Source organism: Bradyrhizobium daqingense (assembly GCF_021044685.1).
Classification (GTDB): Bacteria; Pseudomonadota; Alphaproteobacteria; order Rhizobiales; family Xanthobacteraceae; genus Bradyrhizobium; species Bradyrhizobium daqingense.
Genome location: NZ_CP088014.1, coordinates 2300844 through 2325506 on the forward strand (window position 1 = coordinate 2300844; position 24663 = coordinate 2325506).

Sequence of the window (24663 nt, forward strand, 5' to 3'; positions counted from 1 at the left end):
CGCGAGCTAATGGTCGGGCTTCTCACGCGTGATGACGCCGGTCTTGGGATCGGCGTGGAATTCCATCTTTTGCCCGTTCTTGATGCCTTCGCCCTCCCACCGGCCATCGTCGGCTTCGAGCTTGGTCACCTGGGTGTAGCCCGACTCCATAGCCTTGGCTTTCACTTGCTCCATCGGCATCCAATCCGGTCCGGGTTGATCTGCTCTCGCTGCCGAGCCAAGGGCGAGGAAGCCGGCGACGACCATGATTATGGCAAGCTTCATGAGAGTCTCCTTTGTAAGAGGCTTCAACGGGAACGCCGACCGTGTGTTCCTCTCACGCTGGCCAATTTAGGGCATTCGGCGTCCCATCCCCTTACGCCTTCGCCAGCGCCGGCGCGAACACCACCTCGATCAGCGTGCCGGAATGGCCGGCGCTCTTGATGTTGAACTGGGCGCGGTTGGCTTCGACCAGTGCCTTGGTCAGCGACAGGCTGAGCGCCGCGCTGTCGGCGGCGTCGCCCGGCGGCGGAGTGCGGAACGGCTCCATCGCGGCGGCGACTTCGCGTTCGGACAGGCCATGGCCGGTGTCGCGGATGCGCAGGGCGATCTCGCCGCGGTCGGTCAGCGCGGTCGAGACGATGACCTGGCCGCCGGCGCTGGCGAGCCGGATCGAGTTCGAGATCAGGTTCATGGTGATCTGCCGCATCGCGCGCGCATCCGCGCTGACCTGCGGCAGCGCATGGGCGAGCGAGGTGCGGATGATGATGCGCTCGCGATTGGCTTGCGGCTGCATCACCGTCACGCAGGCTTCGACGAGGTCGTTGAGATTCAAATTCGCAAAGTTCAGGTCGAGCTTGCCGGTCTCGATCCGCGACAGCTCCAAGAGATCGTCGATGATGGCGATGACGCGCTCGCCGGAGGCGCGGATGTCCTTCATGTATTCGCCGTAGCGCTCGTTGCCGAGCGTGCCGAAACGTTCGGAGATCATCACCTCGGCAAAGCCGATGATGGCGTTGAGCGGCGTGCGGATCTCGTGGCTGATCCGCGCCAGCATGTCGGCCTTGGCAGTGGCCGCGCCGTCGGCGAGACGGCGGGCCTGCGTCAGCTCGCTCTCGCCCTTCTTCGCGTGGGAGAGATCGCGGAACACGGCGAAGAAGTTCGGCCCGTCCGGCCGGGTGCGGCCCATGATCATCGCGAGCGGGATGACGCCGCCCTTCTTCTCTCGGCCCAGCACCTCGCGGCCGTGATCGAGCAGGCTCGCGATGTCCTCGCTCTTCACGCTGGCGAGATAATCGGCAACGATCTGCTGGCTCTCGGGCGCGAACAGCGTCACCAGGTTCTGCTCCAGCAGCGCCTGCCCGTCATAGCCGAACAGCGCCTCGGCGCTGCGGTTGCAGGCGTGGATGTTGCCTTCGGCGTCGAACATCACGATGCCCTCGGCCGTGGTGTCGAGGATCGCGGCGAGATCCTCGGCCTCGGCCTCGCCGGCGGCGGGCTCGAGCTCGGGCGCGGAGGGCAAGGACTCTTCGACGAAGGTCTCGGCGACGACGGTCTCCGCGATGACAGGCGCGGCCTGCGGCAGCGCGCAGATCAGCGCATGCGCACTGTCGCCGTCCCAGTCGATCGTGTGCAGATGCGCTTCGGTGGTCGCAAGCGGTGTCTCGCCGTTCGCCACCGTTGCGCTGATCGTCACCGGCGTGCCGGCCTGCGAGGTGCTGCTGGCGGTGGAGACGCCCGGTTCGACATAGAGCGCATCCAGCCCGCCGGCATCCTCCAGCGCACCGAGGTTGGCGTAGCCCATGCGCGCGAGGAAGGCGGGATTGGCATAGAGCAGCCGGTCGAGCCGATAGATCAGGATGCCGGTCGGCACGAGGTCGAGCAGCGCGCGGTCGCGCGTCGGCGCAGCGCGGGCGGGCGGCGCGGGCTCGGCCAGCCATTCGGCGGCGGCCTGCTGCGGCTCGGGCTCGGGTGCCTCGGCTTCCGGCGCCGGCAGCTCGGACGTGATCTCCCCGGCCGGCGGCTCGACACTGTCGGCCGCGATGGTCTCGCGATCGCGTTCGAGCCGCTCGGACAATTGTCGCGCGAGCTCGTTGAACGCGCTGTTCTCGACCGGCGTCAGCGTCGGCGATCTCAGGGGATCACCGTGCGGGCGGAACGGCACCACGTTGGGAGGGGTTTCCACTGGCGTATCCAGCTCGGTTGGATGTGAAGTCGGTTCAGATGCGGGTTCGGGCAGTTCGGCGACAGGCTCGGGCGAAGGCTCACGCGGCACGATCGGCGGCGGCTCCGCTTCTGCCACGGGCCCTGGTTCTGGCTCGACCATATCGACAGCTGCACCCGGCTGCGCCGGCGGCACGCTCCGCGCCTCGAAACGCCGCAGCGCTTCGAGCCGGTTGAGGCCGTCGAGATCGCGGCACACGCCAAAGCCCTTGAAGCCGGCGAAGTTGCGCTCGCTGTCGAACACCGGAAGTCCCGCAAGCTCGACCGGAAGATGCTCGCCGCCGTCCGCGGGCCAGTTCACGGTGACGCCGGCCCAGGTGTCGTGGCTGTCGAGCGCCAGCGCGACACGGCCCTCGGGATCCAGCGAAAAGTCCGCGGCGATCTCGCGCCAGGGCCGGCCGAAGCCCGACGCCGTGCGCGCACCGATCAGGCCGATGAACTCGTCGGAAAGCAGCACAAAGCGACCCTCTGCATCCGTCTGCCAGAGGAAGCGCAGCGGATGCTGACGCGGTGCGGGCAGCTCTCGGCCCGATGCCGGCTCGACCATGCCGATAGTGTTCGGCACCGCCTGCGGCGACACCATGGCCTCACCGCAGTTTTCAACTGGAGTTTTGGCGGCGGCCTCGGTGTTCTCGTCCGCCGCCGGCGTCACCGTCTCGGTGGTCTCGGTGGCTTCGATCGGTTCGGCGAAGGCATCGAACAAGGGTATTTCCGCCGGCTCATCCTGCGATGGCGGCGGCCCGCTCGGCGTGTCGGTCTCCTGCAGCTCGGCCTCATCAGGCGCTGGGGTATCAGGCCTGCTTTCAGCCGCAGGCGCCTCGCGCGAGGCCGGCGCGATCAGCGCGACCAGGCCGATATCCGCGCCGATGCCGACCCGTTGCAGCACCATCTGGCCGATGCCGATCGGCGTCTCGGCGCGGCCGCGTCTCAGCGCATCGCTGCGGGCCTGGTCGAGCCCGGCCTCGGTGAGATCGCGAAAGCCGAGCAGGGAGCGGGCGGTCTCGCTGGCGCCGGCAAACAGGCCGTCGGGCGCGAACGCGGCCATCGGCACCTCGGCCCCGGCGACGAGACGATGCAGCCGCTCGACCAGCGGCATGGTCCGCAAGCTCGGGTCCATCGCGGTGACCAGCACAGCGTGTCCGCCATCTGCGAAGTCGAGCCGGGTGCATGCGCAGGTCATCAACGTGCCGAGCCGGGCGCCGAAGCCGCGCAGCCGTTCGAGCCGCACGCTGCCGCCCGCCGGCAGCTGGCGCGCCAGCCTGACGATCTGGCGGCGATGGCCGTCCGCCGGGCCGAACACCTTCTCCGCCAGCGCCGTGGCATGGGCCGCGCCGAACAGTTGTGCGCCGACCGGATTTGCCCAGAGCACGCGCGTGCCGTCGATCGACCATAGCCAGGTGGGGAGCGGAGAGGTCGCGTGCACGGCCAGCCGGGGATCGTCCACGCCTCGCAACTGGAAATCCGAACTCTTCATCCGACCGGCTTTGCGTCCCGCTTCTCAGCATCCTGGGCGGCTGCCGGGAATGGCAGCCTTAAGAAAGGGTTAGTATCGCCCGCAGCCGCGGGCAGGTCCACGGCTGGGATCCCGAAGGAAGCCCTCTAAGCCGCGATAACCTTAATCGTGCCAAACCCGCAAGCCGCCGCCCGGTTCATCCAAGGGATTCGGAGCTCGCCGTCACAACGGCGGTGCCCATCCTCCCCTGAAGGGGGAGGCTCGGTTCGCATGAGCGAAGCGAAATGCGCACCGAGGTGGGGTGTCAGTCTCTCGACGGAAGCAGTGCCCGTGGGGAGAGATCACCCCACTCCGCTCGCGCTGCGCGCGATCGACCCTCCCCCCCTCCAAGGGAGGGTAAGACAGCACCCGCTATCCAGCTGCACGCCTCAACCCCCGGTTCCCCCGCCGGGGAACCTCATCCTCACCTAGATTAAATTTCGCACCGCACCGTTGTGGCGCGTTGCGATGCACAATGTTGACATGATAGGCAGCCACAATGCTGGGCACTGGGCGAGCCATCCTTTTTGTTTCGCGTTTCCAGTCTTCGTACCCGCTGAATGCGAGGGCCCATGATCGGGGCCGGCGGGCGCGCCAGAAGGCTCACTCCATTTTTTCCAATTAGCGTGAGGACCAACATGACAGGTGCGACTGATCCGTTTTCTGCCTCGATCATCCCGTTCGAGGTTCCCGAGCAGATGCGTGCGTTCGCCGAAAAGGGCGCGGCGCAGGCCCGCGAGAACTACGCCAAGTTCAAGGACGCCGCCGAGACCCATAACGGCACCGTCGAGGCCGTGTTCACCTCCGCCAGCAAGGGCGCGAGCGAGTACACCGCCAAGCTGGTCGAGTTCATGAAGGCCAATTCCAGCGCCCAGCTCGACTTCGCCCAGCAATTGTTCGGCGCCAAGTCGCCGACGGAAGCGCTGGAGCTGTGGACCGGCCACGCCCGCAAGCAGGTCGAGACCTTCCAGTCCCAGGCCAAGGAGCTGGTCGAGCTCACCCAGCGCGTCGCCGCCGAGACCGCCGAGCCGATCAAGGCCAGCGCCTCGAAGTACTACCCCTCCGCCGCCTGAGCGGTGAGGCCAGTTTGAACTGGAGAAACCCGGGCCGAAAGCCCGGGTTTTTTCTTTGTGTATCCCTCTGCCTCAATCAAAGAAGGTCGTCATGCCCGGGCTTGTCCCGGGCATCCACGTTCTTGGTGCCGCAGTCAAAGGCGTGGATGGCCGGGACAAGCCCGGCCATGACGATGTGGAAACGTAAGCGCGCCCATGCGATGGCCCCGCCGCAAGCGGAAAGAGGCGAGCCCAACACCCTCATCCTCGCCATCAAGCCCGATTTCATCGCACCGAAGGTGATTTCCGCAGGTTTTTCGCCCCTCTGCGGCCTTGCCAAAAACCCCCGTTGCACCTAGTTTCCGCCCCGTCCAGCCCCCTTGGCACCGGCCCTTAACTGAGGGCGTCCCAAGCCGCGGCTCGCCAGGATGCAGTTGTAGCTCAGTTGGTTAGAGCGCCTGTCTGTGGAACAGGAGGTCGGTGGTTCGAGCCCACCCAACTGTACCAGCTTGGATGGTGACATAGCTCCCAGAAAGGTGAAAGCGCCGACTCTCGAGTTGGACGGCTTCAGCGCTCGGTTCGAGAAACAGGGGTGACTATTGCTCACCTCGTTGCCCTCGGCTTTCGAGTCTCGGTTGCGAACCCTGATCTAATTTAGGCGAGTCCGCAATCTGGTGGTGGGTAGTAGATCGCGCTTCCAGAAGATGCATAACTCGACCCGGGTGTTGATGCTGATGAGGGTCGGGGATGAGTGAGCCCACAATATCGCAAGGACAATACAAGTTTGAGTATCCGGCCGAGGCCTACAAACTCGCGCGTCATCGTATCACAAACAACGCGCTCCGCCGGCAGCAAAGAAGTTTGGATCTTTCAAGATTTGGCTTGGTCGACGTTCCGCCGGAGATTGGAGCGTTATCAGAACTGACACACCCGGAACTATCGAACAACCGCTTAGGACGTTTGACCTCTGAAATAGGCAACCTTCGAAGCCAAGGACTTTCATGGACAAGCAAGCCAGGCGGAAAAGATCGTGAGTTTCTTCGAGCGTCTCAAGACAGCAGCAGCCGTCGAGTGGCGGGCCTACACCGAGCATCCCTTCACGAATGGATTGGCAGACGGCTCGCTCCCCGAAGCCGCGTTTCGTCACTATCTCGTTCAGGATTACCTGTTCCTCATCGAGTTTGCCCGCGCCTACGCGCTCGCGGTCTACAAGTCGCCCAGGCTTGCCGACATGCATGAGGCAGCGGCCGGCCTTTCGGCCATCCTCGATGTCGAGATGAACCTGCATGTGAAGCTCTGTGCCGATTGGGGTCTATCCCCGGCCGACCTTGAGCAGGCCCCTCCGGCCGCCGAGATGCTGGCCTATACGCGCTATGTGTTAGATGCGGGAATGCGCGGCGATCTGCTGGCGCTCAAGGTGGCGCTTGCCCCCTGCGTGATCGGGTACGCGGAGATTGCGACGCGGCTCGCCTCGCGCCCCAATGCGAACGCCGCGACGAACGCCTATCGCGTCTGGATCGCCGAGTACGCCGGCGTGCCGTACCAGGAGGTCGCTGCCAAAGCGCGGGCGCACCTGGATCATCTCGCCGATCTCTACGCCACGCCGGCCCGCGAGGCCGAGCTGATCGCAATCTTCAAGGAAGCTACCCGCCTCGAGGCAGACTTCTGGGCGATGTCCTGGCGCGCGGGCCAGCGCGTTCAATAGCCCTTGCGGCAGTCTCAAAGATTTCGGAGATCAGCGCCGTCGTCGATCCCGCCCGCGCCAAGGATGCGATCGGCGCACGAGATTGCCGAATTAGCTCGCGCATCAGGTAAGGCAATCGATCTTACTCTTCGGATCGCGACTTCAGGTTTTTTACGAGGGAAGCGAAGGCGGGTGTAAGCTGCTTCACAGCAGCCGGCTTGCTGCGATCTTAAGATTGTTCTGCACTTCCACATTCTTGCGCGGCCCGTCCGCACAAGATGTCGCTCTCTGTTGAACAACGAGGAGCATGAAGATGAAGACGTTTCTTGCAACAAGATCCCCATTCTTGATCGTCGCCGCTCTCGCGGTTTGCGTCGGCACTGCGCGTGCCGATGTCATCATGGACTGGAATGCGAAAGCAGATGCGATTGCCGCTGAAAAGAAGGTCCTGCCTGTGCCGCAGGCCCGCACGATGTCGATGCTGCACGTCGCCATGTTCGAGGCCGTCAACGCGATCGACAGGCGGTACACGCCATACAAGCTGGATCTGGTAGCAGACCGCTCCACGTCCAAGGAAGCCGCGGCGGCTGCTGCGGCTTACAACATTCTTCTGACGATCTATCCGGACCAGAAATCTGCCCTTGATACCGCTCTCCATGCATCGCTTTCCGGCATCCCGGATACGGACGGAAAGGCGAATGGAATTGAGCTTGGAACGATAGCCGCTTCCGGCGTGATAGCGTTGCGCAGGGATGATGGCAGCAACGCCCAGGAGTCGTATCGCCCGGCTACGGCCGCGGGGGTCTATGTGCCGACCGTGGTGCCGCTGGGCACAACGGTTGGATCAATGACCCCTTGGGTCATGACGTCGGTCTCACAATTCCGTCCGGCGCCACCACCGGCGCTTGATTCCGAGACCTGGAGCAGAGACGTCAACGAAATCCGGGAGGTCGGCGCTCGCAACAGCACCACCCGGACAGCAGAGCAGACGGATATCGGGCGATTCTGGTTTCTGGTCGGGCCTCCCAGCTTCAATCCAATCGTCCGGCAAGTCGCATTGGCCAAGCACATGGACCTCGTTGACTGCGCTCGTCTCTTCGCCCTTGCCGAGATCGCGGGGAACGACGCAATTGTCGCCGTCCTTGATGCGAAGTATCACTACAATTTGTGGCGGCCAACGACGGCCATACGCAACGCGGACATCACGCACAACCCGAAGACGCCACGCGATTCGTCCTGGTTGCCGCTGGGCGAAACGCCGATGCATCCCGAATACCCATGCGCCCACTGCATCGTATCGGCTTCGGTTTCAACAGTACTCCGGTCCATCGCCGGCGACGACATCGGAGAATTATCGGTGACCAGCCCCACTGCGCCGGGGGTGACTCGCAAATGGTCCAGGATCCAGGACTATAGCGACGAGGTCTCAAATGCGCGCATCTATGCCGGTTTCCATTATCGTTTCTCGACCGAGGTCGGGAAAGACATGGGAAGAAAGATCGGCGACTTGACTGTCGCGACACAGCTTCGCGGGCTGGAAGCGCGAGCTGAACCGAAGCAGTAAGCCGGCGTGCGGGTGAATCGCGAACCCAACAGAGGTCGAGAAGCGCTCAAAATCGAGGCATCTACGCCTGCCATACCAGGACACGTCGACGTCCGAACGTGGTGGGCAGGGCCGCCCGTGCTCTGCCCATTTTTCATGGCGGCTTGCTGCCCGCTCTGAAGCACGTCGAAATCACCGGCCTTCAGGAGATCATCGCCTTGACCTGCGCCGTATCCGCAAACTCGATCAGCTCGATGATCTTGCCGTCCTGAATTCTGAACAGGTCCAACAGCTCGGTGCTGAACGTCTTTCCGGTTGGACGATAACGGACGACAAGGCGGGAATGGATGGCGAGGCGATCGCCGTCGACCAGCTCGGCCAGGATTTCGCGACCTTCGAAGCCAAAGTTTTTGATGAACTGACTGAAAGCCCCTCGCAGGGCCGGGTGCCCCTGTACGCTTCCTGTCAGTTCGAGCGTGCTCGTGTCTCCCATCAAGGTGAACGCGCCCTCGGGATGAAAGGCTGTCACCAGGCCCTCGGCATCATCACCGTCGCGAGCGGCGTAGGCGTTCCTGACCAATGCGAGCATGTCTTCGCGCTGTGCCATGTTACCCTCCCTGCAACACGTGTCAGGGCAGATTAGCGACCTTTGCGTGTAAAGGCAAAATGGTCCGGGTGGTGCTGCGAGGGGCTCCAATCCGGCGAAGCGGGATCGTTCGCTTTCGTTCCCCGCTTCTGGAAGAAAACGACGGCCAGCACCGGCGAACCTTTCCAAGCCCTTGGGTGTTTCTAGCTGCGGCAGGACTGACAACGCTGAGGGAGCTGAGCTATGAACGGTATCATCTATATCATCGGGCTGATCGTGGTAATTGCTGCAGTGCTCTCGTTCTTCGGTCTGCGCTGATTGGCAATTCGGCGCGGGGAGGCCGTGCGGCGTTGCCCGCAAAGCCGCGGACGCCTTAGAGCGTCACCGCCCACACCACCACCGGCAACGTCAGCGCCGCCAGCAGCGTGCCCAGCGCCACCGCGCCTGAGACCGGGTTGACCAGTCGCTGATACTGCACCGCGAAGATGTACGCATTCGCGCCGGTGGGCATGGCCGCGAACAGCACGATGACACCGGCGGCGATTGGTGGCAGGTCGAGCAGTCTTGCCAGCACGAAGGCGGCTGTCGGCATGGCCGCGAGCTTGAGCGCGCACATCACCAAAATGCTCAGCTTCTCGCCCTTCACCTCGAAGCGAAACAAATTGATGCCGAGCGCGATCAGCGCCGTCGGCGAGCCCGCCTGCGCCAGCAGCTCGATGGTGCGGTCGACGACCGGGGTGAGGCCGAGTCCGGCAAGGCGCCAGACCACGCCGAAGCCGATCGCCAGCATCAACGGGTTGCGCGCGAGGTCGGCGATCACGGGCCAGATGATCGATAGCATCGATCCCTCGTGCTTGCGGCTGACGAACTCCATCTGCAGCGTGCCGCACAGCCAGAGCAGCGGCGTGTTCACCGACAGGATCAGCGCCATCGGCCCCGCCGCCTCGTTGCCGAGCGCGGAGAGCACGAGCGGGATGCCAAGCATCACGATGTTGCCGTAGACCGACCCGATCGCGAACACGACGCCGTCCTCGCCGCTGGCGCGCTGGCGGCGCAGCAGCGCCGAGACCGCCATCGCCGCGAGCCAGGTCAGCGCCAGCGCGCCGTAATAGGCGCCCCACATCCTGTAGGGGCTGACATCCGGGAATTCCGAGACGACGATGGTGCGGAACAACAGCGCGGGGATCGCGATGCTGAAGGCGAATTCGCTGATGCCCTTGTGCGCGCCCTCCGAGACGAAGCGAAACAGCACCGAGGCATAGCCGGCCGCGATCAGCGCGAACACCGGCGCGACGATCAGCAAGGTGGCCATGCGCGCTCGAAACTCCAGGGTTATCGCATATGACTTGGTGCGGCGGCCGGTGCGCACGCCTCGTCCTTCGAGACGGCGCTGACGCGCCTCCTCAGGATGAGGCTAATCAGCCTTGGTGCCTTTATAAACTGCAACCACGCACTCCGTCCTCATCCTGAGGAGCCCGCTAAAGCGGGCGTCTCGAAGGATGGCCGCAGGAATAGCTCTCTGCTGCGATTGCCCTGGCTAAGAGCCCAGCTCGATGATCCGGCGCGCCATCCGCACATTGGCATAGTCGATCATCTTGCCGTCGAGCGTCACCGCGCCCTGGCCTTGCGCCTCCGCGCTCTCCATGGCCTCGACGACGCGCCGCGCCTGCGCCAGCTCCTCGTCGGACGGCGTGAACGCGCGCAGCGTCGGCTCGATCTGATCAGGGTGGATCACCTGCTTGCCGTCAAAACCCATCGCGGCGGCCTTTTGCGCGCTGGCCTCAGTCAGCCTGGCATCCCGGAACGCGCCGCAGGGTCCGTCGATGGCGCGCAGGCCGAAGGCGCGCGCGGCCACCAGAACGCGCATCATGGGATAGGCGAACAGGTCGAGCGGCGCGGAGGCGTAGCCGCTCTGCGCGGAGCCGACATGGCGATAGCCGTCCGGCGAGATGCCGATGTCGGAGGTGCGGGCGCCGAGCGAGGCCGCGAGGTCGCCGACGCCGAGATGCAGCGCGGCGACGCTCGCGTGCGCGGCGGCGAGCGCATCGACATTGACGAGGCCGAGCGCGGTCTCGATCAGCAGGTCGAGCGCAACCGGCGCAGCGCGATCCGGCGCGGCGGCGCGAAAGCGATCGGCGATGGCAACGATGTCGCCGGCGCGCTCCGCCTTCGGCACGATCACCGCATCCAGCCGCGGCAGGGCCGCCAGTGTGCGGATCTCGTCCGCGATGAACGGGCTGTCGACGGCATTGAGCCTGACCGCGACGCGCTTGTCGCCCCAGTCGAGCGAGGAGAGCGACCGCGCCGCTTCCTCCAGCGCAACGCCCTTCTCGCCGGGCGGCACGGCGTCTTCGAGATCCATGAACACCGCATCCGCCTGTGAAGCCGCCGCCTTGGCAACGAGGCGGGCGCGGTGAGCGGGAACAGCCAGATAGGCCCGGCTCGGCCGCAGGGAGGCCATCGTCAGTTCTCCCCGCCAAGGCCGAGCTCGCGGAGGATGGCCTCGTTGTGCTCGCCGACACCGGGCACCGAGTCCATCCGCGGCGTCACGCCGGGAATGGTCAGCGCCGGCAGGAAGCTCGTCACCGGCCCGCACGGCGATCCCACGCTCTGCACGCGCCCGCGCGCATGCAGCTGCTCGTGCTTCAGGAAAGCCTCGACCGAGTTCAGATGCGCGTTGGCAATCGAGGCCTCGTCGAGCAGCCGCAGCACCTCATCGCCGGTCATCGTGGCAAAGCGCTGCTCGATATGCGCCTCCAGATCGGTCCGGTTCTGCATGCGCAGCGGATTGGTGCGGAAGCTCGGATGGTCGGCGAAGCCGGCATCGCCGAGCACGATGCGGCACAGCGAACGCCATTCCCGGTCGTTCTGGATGCCGAAGAAGATCGTGCTGCCGTCGCCGACGCGGAACGGGCCGTAAGGCGCGATGGTCGCGTGCCTGGCCCCGGTGCGCGGCAGCGGCCGGCCGGTGCTCTCAGTGTAGAAGGCGGGATAGCTCATCCAGTCCGTGATGGAATCGAACAGCGAGGCCTGGAACGCGGTGCCCTTGCCGGTCCGTTCGCGCCGATACAGCGCCATCAGCACGCCGTTGAGGATGTACATGCCGGTGGCGATATCGACCACTGATAGCCCGACCTTGGCGGGCTCCGCCTCGGTGCCGTTGACGGCGAGCACGCCGGCTTCGCACTGCACCAGCAAATCATAGGCCTTCTTGTCACTGTAGGGGCCGCCGCTGCCATAGCCCGAGACGTCGCAGGCGATGATGCGCGGGAATTTTTGCAGCAGCGACGCGGCATCGAGGCCGAGCCGCTTCGCCGCGCCGGGCGCCAGATTCTGGATGAAGACGTCCGCCTGCGGCAGCAGCGCGTCGAGCACCGTGCGCCCCTCGGGGCTTTTGATGTCGATGGCGAGGCTCTCCTTGGAGCGATTGGTCCAGACGAACTGGCTCGACATGCCGTTCATCACATGATCGTAGTCGCGGCAGAAATCCCCGGTGCCGGGCCGCTCGATCTTGATCACCCGCGCGCCCCAATCAGCTAGATGCCGGCTGGCCAGCGGCGCCGCGATCGCCTGCTCGAGCGAGACCACGGTCACGCCCGAAAGCGGCAGCTCCGCCTCATTCCTCTGCATGTGATCGCCTCCGCTCCCGTTCGCTTCTGTCGAGCGCAGGAGACAGTCCGACCACCCACGCGTCTTTTGAGGCTGCCATCATGCCATTGTTTTGCCCGACGGTCAAATCTGACTTCGAAAAATCCTAAGATTTGGAGGCTGAGTGTTTTCAGTGGGTTGCCTACTGTGCATGGGGTTGTTTTCGCGGTTTGGTTTGGAGGGACGGAAAATTCGGCGCGGGTGCGCGCCAGTCTTGCCTAGCGACAGCCGTGGGCGTCATGCCCGGGCTTGTCCCGGGCATCCACGTTCTTGGTGCGGCGTGGGAAGACGTGGATGACCGGGACAAGCCCGGCCATGACGTCGCGGACAATTCCCGTGCGCATTCTGGATGACGTGGGCACCGCGAGCAGGCATTCACCCACCCTGTTGCCGAGAGCGCACAGGTGCGAGCTTTCGCATTCTCCCTCGGTTGCCAACGAACGCCCGTTCACCCATCATTCCCTCCTGTTCGAAATTTGGGGGAATCGATGCCGGCGTTTCGCTTGAAGACATCCTTGGCCGCTGCAACCCTCGGGATCGCCCTTGGCATCCTGATCCAGCCGGGCGCCGGCTTCGCTTATACGCAGGAAGAGCAGCAGGCCTGCACGCCCGATGCGATGCGGCTGTGCGGCGAGTTCGTTCCGAACGTCGATGCCATCACCGCCTGCATGATCAAGAAGAAGTCCCAGCTCTCGCCGCAATGTGCGGTGTTCTTCCGCCGCGGACCTGAGCCGGGCCAGGCGCGCGCCGGCAAGCCGACCCACATCACGCCCCATGCCAGGAAGAGCACCAAGCCGGCGGCGAAGGCGACCAAGAAGAAGAAATCCGAGGCAAGCTGAGCGCGAGCCACGTTCCCTTCTTGAAACCGGGCGTCTGCTTTGCATCCGCGCGGAGTGACGCAGTGTGACGCCGGACTCGTTTTGTTCGCGCCGGTCCGCGCACGCCTGTGACAATTACGAACGGGCGGGATGGAAAAGAGCCGCAAAGCGGTTTGCCCGGCGAGGTTGCATTCCACTTTGTCCCGCCGCTGCTCAAAAAGCGCACACAAACCTGCGCAAGCCGCGCCGTCCCACGCAACAGTGTGACTCAAAAGCCAACACCCCCTGTTATTTCGTGGCGGCAAGACAACTGCCGATAAATTTTTCTTTCACGAATCAGCGCGCTGATTCATTTTCGCGCCACGGGGTCAATCTGGAGGCCGAAGGTATGAACGTCATTGTTTTTGCATCGCGTAAAGGCGGCTCGGGCAAAAGTACCCTCGCTGCGCATCTTGCCGCACAGATCAAGGCGAGCAAGCAGGTCATGCTCGTGGATGCAGATCCGCAGGGCTCGCTCACGCTGTGGCACAAGCTGCGCGGCACCAACGAACCGCCGATCAAGGCGGCCGTGAACTCGGTCAGCGGCATCGTCTCCGCAGCCAGGCGCGACGGTTATGAATGGGTGTTGATCGACACGCCGCCGAACCTGTCGGCCGTCGTCGACGACGCGATCAAGAACGCGACGATGGTGATCATCCCGGCGCGTCCGGGCGTGTTCGACGTCAACGCGGTGCAGGAAACCATCCAGATGTGCCGCGCCGCGCGCAAGCCCTATGCGGTCGTGCTCAACGGTGCGCCGGCCAAACGCGACGAGGCTGAAAGCCCGATCGTCACCATCGCCCGCGAAGCGCTCGCAAAATTCCGCGCCCCGGTGTGGGGCGGCCAGATCACCAACCGCTCCGATTTGTTGATGGCGCTCAGCCACGGCGAAGGCGCGCGCGAGTACCAGGCCGAGAGCCGTGCGGCTCAGGAAATCGCAAGGCTGTGGGCGGCGATCGAGCGTTCAGTGAAGGCCATTCGCGGCACGGCGTCGGCATCCGGCGCAATGCACAAGCAGGCTGCCTAGTTTCATTGTTCATTTCCCCCGGACGACGAACGCGCGGACGAGCCGCGCGTTTTGCGTTTTCGGGATGTGCTGAAGCGGTCAGGCCACCATCAGCATGTAGAACACGATGACCGGTGATAGCGTGAGGATCACCGACCAGATGCCGACGGCCCAGAGAATGTCTTCGGTGGTAAAGCTCTGCTGTCCGGCGTCGTAATGCGACGCCATCTCGTTATGATTATTCACAAACGCCCCCGCGAGTTCTTCGCTTATGGCGCTAGTGATAGCAGCGATGATTTAAAAATCCGGCTCGCGCCTGCCCGCGCATTTGAGCGCGGCCGCTACCTCGGATTAACCATCCGCTCTTCGAAAAGGGTCAGGCGAGCCAGACCCGGAACAGCAGCACCGGCATCAGGCCGAGCATCACCGCCCAGAACCCGAACGACGACACCACCAGAATTCCCTGCAACAGATCAGCCGGCGCGAACTCTTTCGCGGCCGTCGGCCGGGTACGATGTCCCATGATCCATTCCCCCTTTGAAAGGTCCTTTGCGAGAACGATAGGCCCCACTGCGTAAACGAGACGTGGATGCGTCATGCGGCAGCAGCGAAGGGCGTTCGCGTGCGGTTAACCGTGTGGCGAGCTGCGTCGCGCCCTCCGCCGTCATTCCGGGCTCGCGCTCCGCGCGTCCCGGAATGACGAATGGAGAGATTACGCCGCGACCTGCATCCGCCGCTCGATCTCGCGATCGATGGTGGCCGCGAGCTCGCTGCTCACCTCCACCATCGGCAGGCGCACTTCGGGACTGTCGACCAGGCCGCAGCGCCACAGCCAATACTTTGCCGGGGCGGGGCTGGGTTCAGTGAACAGCAGCCGCGTCAGCTCGGCGACCTCCTGCCAGCGCGCCTGCGCCGCATCGCGGTTGCCGCGCTCGAGTTCGGCATGGACGGCCGCGAACGTCGCGGTCTCGACATGGGCCGACAGCACGATGCCGCCGTCGGCGCCGTCGGTGAGCGCCTCGAAATAGTTCGCGTCCTCGCCGGTGAGCACGCGAAAATCCTTCGGCCTGTCCCGCAGCAGCGCGATCGATTGCTCGCGGCTCGCGCCGCAATCCTTCAGGCCGACGATATTCCTGTGCTCGGCCAAACGCAGCAGCGTCTGGTTGGCGATGTTCACCGAGGTGCGATAGGGAATGTTGTAGAGCGCAATCGGCCAGGCCGCGTGATCGGCCAGCGCCTCGAAATGCGCGAGCAGGCCGCGCTGCGAGGGCCGCAAATAATAGGGGCTCGCGATCAGATAGCCGTCGATCGGCCAGTCCGCGGTCTCGTCGAGGCGATCCAGCAGCCGCGAGGTGTCGGCGCCGGAGAGCCCGAGGCAGATCGGCAGCGTCCTGCGGCCTGCCGCCATCTCGTCGCGGACGATGGCGACGAGGCGTTCGAGCTCGGCCTCGCGCAGCGTCATGCCTTCACCGGAGGTTGCCCCCAGGATGAAGCCGTCGACGGCCTGTCCGCAATAATGCCGCGTCAGCCGCCGCAGCGAGATCTCGTCGAGACGGCCGTCGCGAAACGGCGTCACCAGCGGCAGCCACAGCCCGTGCAATTGGTCGCGTAGTCCGGTCATGTTTCCATCTCCTTCTCGGGAAAAACACCTGAGACGGAGGGCGCATGAAAAAACCCCGTCCAGGCGGCGGGGTTTTCGGGATTTGCAGCGATGACGAAGCCGGTCTAGCGCGCGCAACATTCCGAGGTCCCCGGATGGGGACCTTTTTTCGAAACGCGTGCGCACGACTTCGTGATCATTTGCAAATGATGCGGGGTAGACATGGAACTGTCAATACACGCGCAGGGCGAAAGGCTTGAATCGGCAGAAAAAAAGCCGGACCCAAAGGGCCCGGCTTAGGTATGGCCACGTGAGGCCGACACAATCACCTTCCAAGAGGGATTACTGAACTCCCGCGCCACTGGAGGAGGGGGACAAATGCGCAACGCGAAGGCTCAGCGTGCAAACAGTATGGGCTTGACGAGCGCCTTGCAGCAACAGCCGAGGCCGCATGTCAGTCATGCGGAAATCAGGACGGCCAGCGCTGCGCTTTGCTCACCACGAAGTCGCGGAACACTTGCACGCGCGCGACCGTCTTCAGCTCCTCGGGATAGACGAAGTAGGTGTCGAGCTGGATCGAGTCCGACTCGCCGAACAGCTGCACCAGCTTGCTCTGTTCCTCGACGAGATAGTCGGGCAGCGCGGCGATGCCGAGACCCTGCTGGCAGGCGCGCACGAGGCCGAGGATATTGTTCACCTTGAAATAAGCCTCGCGTGGACCCGAGCCGTTGCGCGCGGCTTCCACCAGCCAGTTGCGGTTCTGAAGATGCGGCGCGAAGTTGCCGTCGGACAGCGTGATGATGCGGTGGGAGTCGAGCTCCTCCAGCGTGCGCGGCGTGCCGAAGCGCTTGATGTATTCCGGCGAGCAATAGGCGTGGAAGCCCATCGCGAACAGTTTGCGCTGGATCAGATCCGGCTGCGTCGGCTTGCGCGTGCGGATCGCGACGTCGGCCTCGCGCATTGACAGATCCAGCTCCTCGTCGGTGACGATCAGTGAGATCCGGATCTCGGGATAGAGCGCGGTGAACTCGCCGAGCCGGGGGATCAGCCAGTTGATGCCGACGCCGGGCGTCGTGGTGATCTTGAGGTCGCCGCTCGGCCGCTCGCGGCTGTCGGTGAGCTTGGCGCGCGCCGCCTGCAGCTGCATGAACACGTCATGCGCGGTGCGGAAGAGCAGGTCGCCCTGCTCGGTCAGGATCAGGCCGCGGGCGTGGCGGTGGAACAAGGAGACCGAGAGCTCCTGCTCCAGCGCCGAGACCTGGCGCGACACCGCCGATTGCGACAGGCCGAGCTGCTCGCCGGCATGCGTGAAGCTGCCCGCTTCCGCCGCTGCGTGAAACACCTTCAGCTTGTCCCAGTCCATATCCGTAAATCCGTCGCGTGTTCGGGGCATGATTCTATTCCGCTGCCGCGCGCTCGCTGGCGCGAAGGGCCAAGAAACGTTCGGCTTCGAGTGCGGCCATGCAGCCGAGGCCGGCGGCCGTCACGGCCTGGCGATAGGTTTCGTCGGCGACGTCGCCGGCCGCGAACAGGCCGGGCACCGAGGTCGCGGTCGAGTTCGGGGCGACCTCGACATAACCCGACGGTTTGAGCTTGACCGTGTCCTTGACGAGCTCGGTCGCCGGGGCGTGGCCGATGGCGATGAAGACGCCGTCGGTCTTCACGTCCCTCAGCGCGCCGGTCTTGACGTTCTTGAGGCGGACATGGGTGACCTTGTTCGGGTTCTCGGTGCCGCAGATCTCGTCGATGGCGGAGTCCCAGATCACCTTGATCTTCGGATGTTTGAACAGGCGCTCCTGCAGGATGCGCTCGGCGCGGAAGTGATCGCGGCGATGCACGATGGTGACCTGCGAGGCGTGGTTGGTGAGGTACAGCGCTTCCTCGACCGCGGTATTGCCGCCGCCGACCACCACGACTTCCTTGTTGCGATAGAAGAAGCCGTCGCAGGTGGCGCAGGCCGAGACGCCGCCGCCCTGGAATTTCATTTCGGACGGCAGCCCGAGCCAGCGCGCCTGCGCGCCTGTGGCGAGGATGACGACGTCGGCGAGGTAGACGTCGCCGGAGTCGCAGGTGAGGCGGAACGGCCGCTGCGACGTGTCCAGCCTGGTGACCAGGTCGGTGACAATCCTGGTGCCGACATGGACCGCCTGCTTCTCCATCTGCTCCATCAGCCAGGGGCCCTGGATCACGTCGGCGAAGCCCGGATAGTTCTCGACGTCGGTGGTGATGGTGAGCTGGCCGCCCGGCTGGATGCCCTGGATCAGGATCGGCTCGAGCATCGCGCGCGCGGCGTAGATCGCCGCCGTGTAGCCGGCGGGGCCGGAGCCAATGATAACGACCTTTGCATGAACAGGAGCGGACATTTCGATGGACGCCTTTCACGGGGGATTTTGCAGCGCGGACGCGGAACGTGCCGGGAGGCCTCGCGGAGGCGCTGAAATATCAGAGCTAATCTAAGCCTTCTGGTGAGCTATGCAAGAATTGCATTCCCTATCGGCGGATTTTTCCAACAAGGAACAAAAGTCGATTGCGCTGCACACGCAATAAAATTGCGCCTGGCGCCCGGAGTCGGTATGAGGATTGCGATAAGCCACGCAATACCGCCGCAAAGGCCAGGAGTTCCAATCACGTGTCGCGGAACCTAGACGAGATCGACCTGAAGATTCTCACCGAGATTCAGGCCGACGGTCGAATCACGAATGTCGAACTGGCCAAGCGCGTCGGCATTTCTCCGCCCCCCTGCCTGCGCCGCGTCCGGGCGCTGGAGGAGGAAGGCTACATCCACGGCTATCGGGGTCTCCTCGACGCCCGCAAGCTCGGCTTCGACGTCACCGTGTTCGCTGCGGTGCATTTGTCCAGCCAGGCCGAGGCGGATTTGCGCGCCTTCGAGGCCTTCGTCCGCGCCGAGCCGCTGGTGCGGGAATGCTGGATGCTGTCGGGCGAGGTCGATTTCATCCTGAAATGCGTCGCCCCCGACATGGCGACCTTCCAAGATTTCGTCACCCACCTCACCGCCGCGCCCCACGTCCGCAACGTGCGCACCTCGCTGGTGCTGCACAATTCCAAATACGAGGCGGCCGTGCCGCTCGAGGTGAAGGGACGGAGGTAGGTCTCCGCTCTCGTGCCCCGGACGCAGCGCAGCACGAAGTGATGCGCTGCTGAGCCGGGGCCCATCTCTAACCGTTCGCCGCGTTGCTCCTGGGTCCCGGCTCTGCGCAGCAACGCTGCGCGTTGCAGCGCGTCCGGGACACGAGAGTGAGGGCGCCTGCATCAACACCGTCATTGCGAGGAGCCCTTGCGACGAAGCAATCCAGATTGTCTCCGCGGAGGGATTCTGGATTGCTTCGCTGCGCTCGCAATGACGCGTGGCGAGAGCATGGGTTCACCAGACCCTTCGCGGGCACGCCAAAATGAAAAGGCCGCGCAGCGCGCGGCCTTTTGCATCTCAGCGCAAGCGGCAAATCCTTACCGCCACTCCACCTTGGTGATCTCATAGGCCTTGGCGCCGCCCGGCGTATTGACCTCGACCGTGGCGCCTTTCTTCTTGCCGATCAGCGCGCGGGCGAGCGGCGAAGTGATCGAGATGCGGCCCTTCTTGGCGTCGGCCTCGACCTCGCCGACGATCTGCCACACCGTCTTCTTCTCGGTGTCTTCGTCGACCAGCGTCACGGTGGCGCCGAATTTGATGGTGTCGCCGGAGAGCTTCGAGATGTCGATGATGTCGGCGCGCGCGAGCTTGTCCTCGAGCTCGGCGATGCGGCCTTCATTGTGGGACTGCTCTTCCTTCGCGGCATGATATTCCGCGTTCTCCGACAGGTCTCCGTGCGAGCGCGCCTCCGCAATATGCTCGATGATGCGCGGACGATCCTCCGACTGGCGCTTCTTCAATTCTTCCCCGAGCGCGACAAAGCCGGCCTGGGTCATCGGAACCTTTTCCATCTTCTCTCTCGTCCTTCGATCGTGCGCTCCAGAACACGAAGGAGCGCCCAACCTTGATTCGTCGGTCTTTCCGGGGCTCGACACATGGGCCGCCGGACGTTGACAGATATGGGCTTAGCGCCGGAACAGAACACTCACATGGCCGGACAGTTCCTCTGGCCATTGTGGCTTCATTGCCAACCACTTAGCGGAAGCTTCGCTGCCGCTAGCGATCAGGTTTCCGAAAAGTAGCTCTGCAGGGTACGAACCTCAAGGTCCCCGCCCAAATAGGCGCGGATGCCCTGCGCGGCCGCCACGGCCCCGGAAAGAGTGGTGTAATACGGCACTTTATGCAAGAGGGCCGCGCGCCGCAGCGAACGGCTGTCGGCGAGCGCCTGCGGGCCTTCGGTGGTGTTGAAGACGAGCTGGACGTCGCCATTGGTGATGGCGTCGACGATGTGCGGCCGCCCCTCCAGCACCTTGTTCACCTTCTCGGTCGGAATGCCCTGGTCGGTCAGGAAGCGCGCCGTGCCCGAGGTCGCCAGCACCTTGAAGCCGAGCGCATGCAATTCGCGGACCGCCTCGGCGATACGCGTCTTGTCGCTTTCGCGCACCGAGACGAACACCGTGCCCTTGCGCGGCACCCGCGTGCCGCCGCCGAGCTGGCTCTTGGCGAACGCCACTGCAAACGAGCCGTCGATGCCCATGACCTCGCCGGTCGAGCGCATCTCGGGGCCGAGCACGGTGTCGACGCCGGGAAAGCGCGCGAACGGGAAGACGGACTCCTTCACGCCGACATGCTTGAGCTCGGCCTTCTTCAATTTGAAGTCGGCAAGCTTCTCGCCGGCCATGATGCGCGCCGCGATCTTCGCGACCGGCGTGCCGATCACCTTGGCGACGAACGGCACCGTGCGCGAGGCGCGCGGATTGACCTCGAGCACGTAGATCTCGCCGTCCTTGATGGCGTATTGCACGTTCATCAATCCGACGACGTCGAGGCCGAGCGCGAGCTCGCGGGTCTGCCGCTCCAGCTCCGCAATCATCTTCGCATCGAGCGAGTGCGGCGGCAGCGAGCAGGCGCTGTCGCCGGAATGGATGCCGGCTTCCTCGATGTGCTCCATGATGCCGACGATGAAGGTGTCCTTGCCGTCGCTGAGGCAGTCGACGTCGACTTCCGTGGCGTCCGACAGATAGCGGTCGAACAACAGCGGGTTCTTGCCGAGCACGGTGTTGATCTGGCCGGTCTTGTCGTTCGGATAGCGCGCCTTGACGTCGGCCGGCACCAGCTCCGGCAGGGTGCCGAGTAGATAGTCGTTGAGCTGGTTCTCCTCGCGGATGATCTGCATCGCGCGGCCGCCGAGCACGTAGGACGGGCGCACCACCAGCGGCAAGCCGAGATCGGCGGAGACGAGCCGCGCCTGCTCGACCGAATAGGCAATGCCGTTCTTGGGCTGCTTCAGCCGCAGCTTGTCCAGCACGCGCTTGAAGCGGTCGCGGTCCTCGGCCAAGTCGATGGCGTCGGGCGAAGTGCCGAGGATCGGCACTTCGGCGGCCTCCAGCGCGCGCGCCAGCTTTAGCGGGGTCTGGCCGCCGAACTGCACGATCACGCCGTGCAGGGTGCCCCTGCTCCGCTCCTTGTCGATGATCTCCAGCACGTCCTCGGCGGTGAGCGGCTCGAAATAGAGCCGGTCGGCAGTATCGTAGTCGGTCGACACCGTCTCCGGGTTGCAGTTGACCATGATGGATTCGTAGCCGGCGTCATGCAGCGCAAAGCAGGCGTGACAGCAGCAATAGTCGAACTCGATGCCCTGGCCGATGCGGTTGGGACCGCCGCCGAGAATGATGACCTTCTTCTTGTCGGACGGGGTGCTTTCGTCCGCAGGCGCGCCCGCAAACGGCGCCTCATAGGTCGAATACATGTAGGCGGTGGGAGAGGCGAATTCGGCGGCGCAGGTGTCGATGCGCTTGTAGACGGGACGGACGCCGAGCGCGTGGCGCTTCGCCGTCACCTCGGCTTCCGTCGTCTCGGCGAGCACCGCCAGCCGTGCGTCGGAGAAGCCCATGGCCTTGAGCGTGCGCATGCCGAAGGCATTGCCGGGCAGGCCGTTCTTCCTGACCTTCTCCTCCATATCGACGATGCCGCGCATCTCGCCGAGGAACCACGGGTCGATCTTGCAGGAATTGAAGATGTCCTCGTTCGACCAGCCGAGCCGCATGGCCTGGGCGACCTGGAGCAGCCGGTTTGGCGTCGGCGTGCCGAGCGCGGCGCGGATCGCGTTCTTGTCGTCGTCGCGGCCGAGGCCCTCGATCTCGATCTCGTCGAGGCCGGTCAGTCCGGTCTCGAGCCCGCGCAGCGCCTTCTGCAGGCTTTCCTGGAAGGTGCGGCCGATCGCCATGACCTCGCCGACCGACTTCATCGACGTCGTCAGCGTGGTCGATGCCCCCGGGAATTTCTCGAAGGCGAAGCGCGGCACCTTGGTGACGACGTAGTCGATGGTCGGCTCGAACGAAGCCGGCGTCGCGCCGCCGGTGATGTCGTTGGCGATCTCGTCGAGCGTGTAGCCGACCGCGAGCTTGGCGGCGACCTTGGCGATCGGAAAGCCGGTGGCCTTCGAGGCCAGCGCGGAGGAGCGCGACACGCGCGGGTTCATCTCGATGACGACCATGCGGCCGTCCTCGGGATTGACGCCGAACTGGACGTTGGAGCCGCCGGTCTCGACGCCGATCTCGCGCAGCACCGCCAGCGAGGCGTCGCGCATGATCTGGTATTCCTTGTCGGTCAGCGTCAGCGCCGGCGCGACCGTGATGGAATCGCCGGTGTGCACTCCCATCGGATCGAGGTTCTCGATCGAGCAGACGATGATGCAATTGTCCTTCTTGTCGCGCACCACCTCCATCTCGTACTCTTTCCAGCCGAGCACGGATTCCTCGATCAGCACTTCGTTGGTCGGAGACGCGTCGAGACCCCGCTCGATGATGTCGAGGAACTCTTCCTTGTTGTAGGCGATGCCGCCGCCGGTGCCGCCCATGGTGAAGGATGGGCGGATGATCGCGGGCAGGCCGATCTCGGACAGCGCCATCATGGCCTGGCCGAATGCGTATTCCTGGTAGCGCTTCCGACGCTCGCTCTCGCCCAGCGTCCACTGCCGGTCGAGCTCTTCGAGAGCCGCGCCCGACAGCTTCGCGCGTTCGGCCTGATGTTTGTCGCGGAAAGATTTCTTCAGCTCGGAGGCGTTGGCGAGCCGCGATCTCGGCGTCTCGAGCCCGATCTTGGTCATGGCCTCGCGAAACAGCTGGCGGTCTTCCGCCTTGTCGATGGCGTCGGCGGTGGCACCGATCATCTCGACGTCGAACTTCTCCAGCGTGCCCTGCCGGCGCAGCGACAGCGCGCAGTTCAGCGCGGTCTGGCCGCCCATGGTCGGCAGCAGGGCGAAGCCGCCGGGAATGACGTGGCGCTCCTTCTCGATGATCTTGGCGACGATCTCGGGCGTGATCGGCTCGATATAGGTCGCATCCGCCAATTCCGGATCGGTCATGATGGTGGCCGGATTGGAATTGACGAGGACGATGCGATAGCCCTCTTCCTTCAGCGTCTTCACCGCCTGGGTGCCCGAATAATCGAACTCGCAGGCCTGGCCGATCACGATGGGACCGGCGCCGATGATCAGGATGGTGGTGATGTCTGTACGTTTGGGCATCAACTCTCGCCGAAGTGGAATTTTGGCACAAAAAAAGGGCGCGCTTGTTGCGCGTCCCTTTGGCCGAGAGCGCGGTGGTCTCCCTCGCGCGCGGGTGGGTCTTAGACCAGTTTTCGGGGCGGCGAAACCCCGAAAAACGCCCATCAACCGGCAATTTTGACCGGTTTTGGCCGGGCCTGCCAGCCCCGGGCGAGATGCACCAGCAGCGCGGCGGCAACGCTCGTTCCGCCGATCCAGCCGAGGTCGTTGGGGGACAGGGGGGCCAGCACCGCACCCCCCAAGGCGCCGCCCAAGGCAAAGCCGAGATACATCGCCGAGGCGTTGAGCGAGAGCGCAATCATCGAGGCCTGCGGCTCGATCCTGATGATGCTGGCGATCTGGGCCGGATAGAACGCCCAGCCCGAGACGCCCCAGAGGAAGATCGTGCCGAGCACCGCATAATGCGCCTGTGCGGGCATCATCTTCAGGACCAGCGAATACAGGATCAGGGCGCCCGCCATGCCGGCGAGCCCGAGGCCCGCGGTCGCGAGCGTGCCGAGCCGGTCGGCCAGGACGCCGCCAAACATGTTCCCGATCGCCGCCGCGCCGCCAAACACCAGCAGAGCAAGGCTGATCTGCGAGGCGTCGAAGCCGAGGCCGCGCAGCGGGACTGCGAAATAGGTAAACACCGTGAAGCCGCCCAGGGCCCACAACATCGTGATCAGCAGCGCGACCACAACGTTGCGATGGCGCGCCACCGCCAGCCTCTCGGCGAGCGAGGCCGTATTGCGCGGCAGGCCGCGTGGCAGCCCGAGCAGCAGGCCGGCGAGCGCAACAGCGCCGATCAGGGCGACCATGGCGAAGGTTGCACGCCAGCCGAACAGGCTGCCGACGAGATTGCCGAAGGGAACGCGGATCACGGTCGCAACCGTCAGGCCCGCGGTGACGAGCGCCACCGCGCGGCCGCGCCGTTCGGGCGCGGCGACCGCCACGGACACGGCAAGCGCCGTCGGCATGCACAGCCCCGAGCCCAGCGCCATCAGCATCCGCGACGCCAGCAGCAGGGCGTAGTTGGATGCGACCATCGCGGCGAGGTTGCCGGCGATGAAGGTCGATAGCGCCAAGGCCAGCACGGTGCGGCGATCGATATTGTTCAGCACGACTGCGAGGATGGGCGAGCCCACCGCATAGGTGAGGGCGTAGGCCGTGACCAATTGGCCCGCGGCCGGGACGGAAATCGACAAGTCGGAGGCGATCGCCGGCAAAAGCCCTGCAATGACAAACCCTTCAGTGCCGATCGCGAAGGCCGCCAGGGCCAGCCAGAACACGCTCATTGGAAACGATCCCTATGTTCAAGGTTCGTTGAACTATCGAACGAGATGATTTAGCTGTCAATTG

The 24663-nt window shown here is 64.5% G+C and carries 21 protein-coding genes and 1 tRNA gene; 8 read left to right on the plus strand and 14 right to left on the minus strand.

The window, feature by feature from the left end; genetic code table 11:
- Positions 1–6: 6 nt before the first annotated feature.
- Complete coding sequence (locus LPJ38_RS11010) at positions 7–264, minus strand: PepSY domain-containing protein (protein ID WP_145633216.1); 258 nt, start codon at positions 262–264, stop codon at positions 7–9.
- A 91-nt stretch (positions 265–355) separates the two neighbouring features.
- The gene (locus LPJ38_RS11015) at positions 356–3676 is read right to left on the minus strand and encodes a PAS domain-containing protein (protein WP_145633213.1); all 3321 of its coding nucleotides are present in this window, start codon (positions 3674–3676) and stop codon (positions 356–358) included.
- A gap of 656 nt (positions 3677–4332) precedes the next feature.
- Between LPJ38_RS11015 and LPJ38_RS11020 the strand changes: the two genes are divergently transcribed.
- From LPJ38_RS11020 to LPJ38_RS11040, 5 genes are all read left to right on the plus strand, one after another.
- Entirely contained in the window at positions 4333–4767 is a 435-nt protein-coding gene (locus LPJ38_RS11020) for a phasin (RefSeq protein WP_008544748.1), read from the plus strand.
- A 167-nt stretch (positions 4768–4934) separates the two neighbouring features.
- A complete protein-coding gene (locus tag LPJ38_RS11025) occupies positions 4935–5105 on the plus strand; it encodes a hypothetical protein (RefSeq protein ID WP_167520457.1) in 171 nt (56 codons plus the stop codon).
- Positions 5106–5176: 71 nt separating this feature from the next.
- Positions 5177–5253: transfer RNA gene (locus LPJ38_RS11030), tRNA-His, on the plus strand.
- Between the two features lie 523 nt (positions 5254–5776).
- Entirely contained in the window at positions 5777–6451 is a 675-nt protein-coding gene (gene tenA / locus LPJ38_RS11035) for a thiaminase II (protein WP_145633210.1), read from the plus strand.
- Between the two features lie 292 nt (positions 6452–6743).
- Positions 6744–7994, plus strand: coding sequence for a vanadium-dependent haloperoxidase (locus LPJ38_RS11040; protein WP_231088608.1), 1251 nt, complete (start codon positions 6744–6746; stop codon positions 7992–7994).
- Positions 7995–8175: 181 nt separating this feature from the next.
- Here the strand turns inward: LPJ38_RS11040 and LPJ38_RS11045 are convergent, their stop codons facing one another.
- The 4 genes from LPJ38_RS11045 to LPJ38_RS11060 all read right to left on the minus strand — a co-directional run bounded on the left by LPJ38_RS11045 (position 8176) and on the right by LPJ38_RS11060 (position 12189).
- Entirely contained in the window at positions 8176–8580 is a 405-nt protein-coding gene (locus LPJ38_RS11045) for a nuclear transport factor 2 family protein (protein ID WP_145633205.1), read from the minus strand.
- A gap of 352 nt (positions 8581–8932) precedes the next feature.
- Positions 8933–9871 carry an AEC family transporter gene (locus LPJ38_RS11050; RefSeq protein WP_145633202.1) on the minus strand — a complete coding sequence of 313 codons (939 nt, stop codon included), beginning with the start codon at positions 9869–9871 and terminating at the stop codon, positions 8933–8935.
- Between the two features lie 225 nt (positions 9872–10096).
- Positions 10097–11020 carry an HpcH/HpaI aldolase/citrate lyase family protein gene (locus tag LPJ38_RS11055; RefSeq protein WP_145633200.1) on the minus strand — a complete coding sequence of 308 codons (924 nt, stop codon included), beginning with the start codon at positions 11018–11020 and terminating at the stop codon, positions 10097–10099.
- 2 nt (positions 11021–11022) lie between these two features.
- A complete protein-coding gene (locus tag LPJ38_RS11060) occupies positions 11023–12189 on the minus strand; it encodes a CaiB/BaiF CoA transferase family protein (RefSeq protein WP_145633197.1) in 1167 nt (388 codons plus the stop codon).
- A 506-nt stretch (positions 12190–12695) separates the two neighbouring features.
- Between LPJ38_RS11060 and LPJ38_RS11065 the strand changes: the two genes are divergently transcribed.
- Both LPJ38_RS11065 and LPJ38_RS11070 read left to right on the plus strand, forming a co-directional pair.
- On the plus strand, positions 12696–13046 hold the full coding sequence (locus LPJ38_RS11065; protein WP_145633194.1) for a hypothetical protein: 351 nt from the start codon (positions 12696–12698) through the stop codon (positions 13044–13046).
- A 367-nt stretch (positions 13047–13413) separates the two neighbouring features.
- Positions 13414–14091 (plus strand): ParA family protein, encoded by a 678-nt coding sequence (locus tag LPJ38_RS11070; RefSeq protein WP_145633314.1) that lies wholly within the window; start codon positions 13414–13416, stop codon positions 14089–14091.
- 78 nt (positions 14092–14169) lie between these two features.
- On the opposite strand, the gene LPJ38_RS11075 is transcribed toward LPJ38_RS11070, so the two are convergent.
- The 5 genes from LPJ38_RS11075 to trxB form a co-directional block, all read right to left on the minus strand.
- Positions 14170–14316, minus strand: a complete 147-nt coding sequence (locus tag LPJ38_RS11075) for a hypothetical protein (RefSeq protein ID WP_156489447.1) — start codon at positions 14314–14316, stop codon at positions 14170–14172.
- Positions 14317–14446: 130 nt separating this feature from the next.
- Positions 14447–14593, minus strand: a complete 147-nt coding sequence (locus LPJ38_RS11080; RefSeq protein WP_167520456.1) for a hypothetical protein — start codon at positions 14591–14593, stop codon at positions 14447–14449.
- Between the two features lie 189 nt (positions 14594–14782).
- The gene (locus tag LPJ38_RS11085) at positions 14783–15691 is read right to left on the minus strand and encodes a 4-hydroxy-tetrahydrodipicolinate synthase family protein (protein ID WP_145633191.1); all 909 of its coding nucleotides are present in this window, start codon (positions 15689–15691) and stop codon (positions 14783–14785) included.
- A 448-nt stretch (positions 15692–16139) separates the two neighbouring features.
- Positions 16140–17063: a LysR family transcriptional regulator gene (locus tag LPJ38_RS11090; protein WP_026312114.1), complete on the minus strand. Its 924-nt coding sequence runs from the start codon at positions 17061–17063 to the stop codon at positions 16140–16142.
- Positions 17064–17067: 4 nt separating this feature from the next.
- On the minus strand, positions 17068–18033 hold the full coding sequence (trxB, locus tag LPJ38_RS11095) for a thioredoxin-disulfide reductase (RefSeq protein WP_145633188.1): 966 nt from the start codon (positions 18031–18033) through the stop codon (positions 17068–17070).
- A gap of 266 nt (positions 18034–18299) precedes the next feature.
- On the opposite strand from trxB, the gene LPJ38_RS11100 reads away from it, so the two are divergent.
- The gene (locus tag LPJ38_RS11100) at positions 18300–18779 is read left to right on the plus strand and encodes an Lrp/AsnC family transcriptional regulator (RefSeq protein ID WP_008544781.1); all 480 of its coding nucleotides are present in this window, start codon (positions 18300–18302) and stop codon (positions 18777–18779) included.
- A 356-nt stretch (positions 18780–19135) separates the two neighbouring features.
- Here the strand turns inward: LPJ38_RS11100 and greA are convergent, their stop codons facing one another.
- From greA to LPJ38_RS11115, 3 genes are all read right to left on the minus strand, one after another.
- Entirely contained in the window at positions 19136–19609 is a 474-nt protein-coding gene (gene greA / locus LPJ38_RS11105) for a transcription elongation factor GreA (RefSeq protein WP_008544783.1), read from the minus strand.
- Positions 19610–19821: 212 nt separating this feature from the next.
- A complete protein-coding gene (gene carB / locus LPJ38_RS11110) occupies positions 19822–23286 on the minus strand; it encodes a carbamoyl-phosphate synthase large subunit (protein ID WP_145633185.1) in 3465 nt (1154 codons plus the stop codon).
- A 143-nt stretch (positions 23287–23429) separates the two neighbouring features.
- Complete coding sequence (locus tag LPJ38_RS11115; protein ID WP_145633183.1) at positions 23430–24599, minus strand: MFS transporter; 1170 nt, start codon at positions 24597–24599, stop codon at positions 23430–23432.
- Between the last annotated feature and the right edge of the window lie 64 nt (positions 24600–24663).

Bases quoted from the DNA above. Each gene is read 5' to 3' on its own strand.
- LPJ38_RS11080 (WP_167520456.1), bottom strand. From the start codon at position 14,593: ATGGGACATCGTACCCGGCCGACGGCCGCGAAAGAGTTCGCGCCGGCT.
- LPJ38_RS11020 (WP_008544748.1), top strand. From the start codon at position 4,333: ATGACAGGTGCGACTGATCCGTTTTCTGCCTCGATCATCCCGTTCGAG.
- LPJ38_RS11115 (WP_145633183.1), bottom strand. From the start codon at position 24,599: ATGAGCGTGTTCTGGCTGGCCCTGGCGGCCTTCGCGATCGGCACTGAA.
- LPJ38_RS11060 (WP_145633197.1), bottom strand. From the start codon at position 12,189: ATGCAGAGGAATGAGGCGGAGCTGCCGCTTTCGGGCGTGACCGTGGTC.
- LPJ38_RS11040 (WP_231088608.1), top strand. From the start codon at position 6,744: ATGAAGACGTTTCTTGCAACAAGATCCCCATTCTTGATCGTCGCCGCT.
- LPJ38_RS11065 (WP_145633194.1), top strand. From the start codon at position 12,696: ATGCCGGCGTTTCGCTTGAAGACATCCTTGGCCGCTGCAACCCTCGGG.
- trxB (WP_145633188.1), bottom strand. From the start codon at position 18,033: ATGTCCGCTCCTGTTCATGCAAAGGTCGTTATCATTGGCTCCGGCCCC.
- LPJ38_RS11010 (WP_145633216.1), bottom strand. From the start codon at position 264: ATGAAGCTTGCCATAATCATGGTCGTCGCCGGCTTCCTCGCCCTTGGC.
- greA (WP_008544783.1), bottom strand. From the start codon at position 19,609: ATGGAAAAGGTTCCGATGACCCAGGCCGGCTTTGTCGCGCTCGGGGAA.
- LPJ38_RS11025 (WP_167520457.1), top strand. From the start codon at position 4,935: ATGACGATGTGGAAACGTAAGCGCGCCCATGCGATGGCCCCGCCGCAA.
- LPJ38_RS11085 (WP_145633191.1), bottom strand. From the start codon at position 15,691: ATGACCGGACTACGCGACCAATTGCACGGGCTGTGGCTGCCGCTGGTG.
- LPJ38_RS11055 (WP_145633200.1), bottom strand. From the start codon at position 11,020: ATGGCCTCCCTGCGGCCGAGCCGGGCCTATCTGGCTGTTCCCGCTCAC.
- LPJ38_RS11090 (WP_026312114.1), bottom strand. From the start codon at position 17,063: ATGCCCCGAACACGCGACGGATTTACGGATATGGACTGGGACAAGCTG.
- LPJ38_RS11050 (WP_145633202.1), bottom strand. From the start codon at position 9,871: ATGGCCACCTTGCTGATCGTCGCGCCGGTGTTCGCGCTGATCGCGGCC.
- LPJ38_RS11070 (WP_145633314.1), top strand. From the start codon at position 13,414: ATGAACGTCATTGTTTTTGCATCGCGTAAAGGCGGCTCGGGCAAAAGT.
- carB (WP_145633185.1), bottom strand. From the start codon at position 23,286: ATGCCCAAACGTACAGACATCACCACCATCCTGATCATCGGCGCCGGT.
- LPJ38_RS11045 (WP_145633205.1), bottom strand. From the start codon at position 8,580: ATGGCACAGCGCGAAGACATGCTCGCATTGGTCAGGAACGCCTACGCC.
- LPJ38_RS11015 (WP_145633213.1), bottom strand. From the start codon at position 3,676: ATGAAGAGTTCGGATTTCCAGTTGCGAGGCGTGGACGATCCCCGGCTG.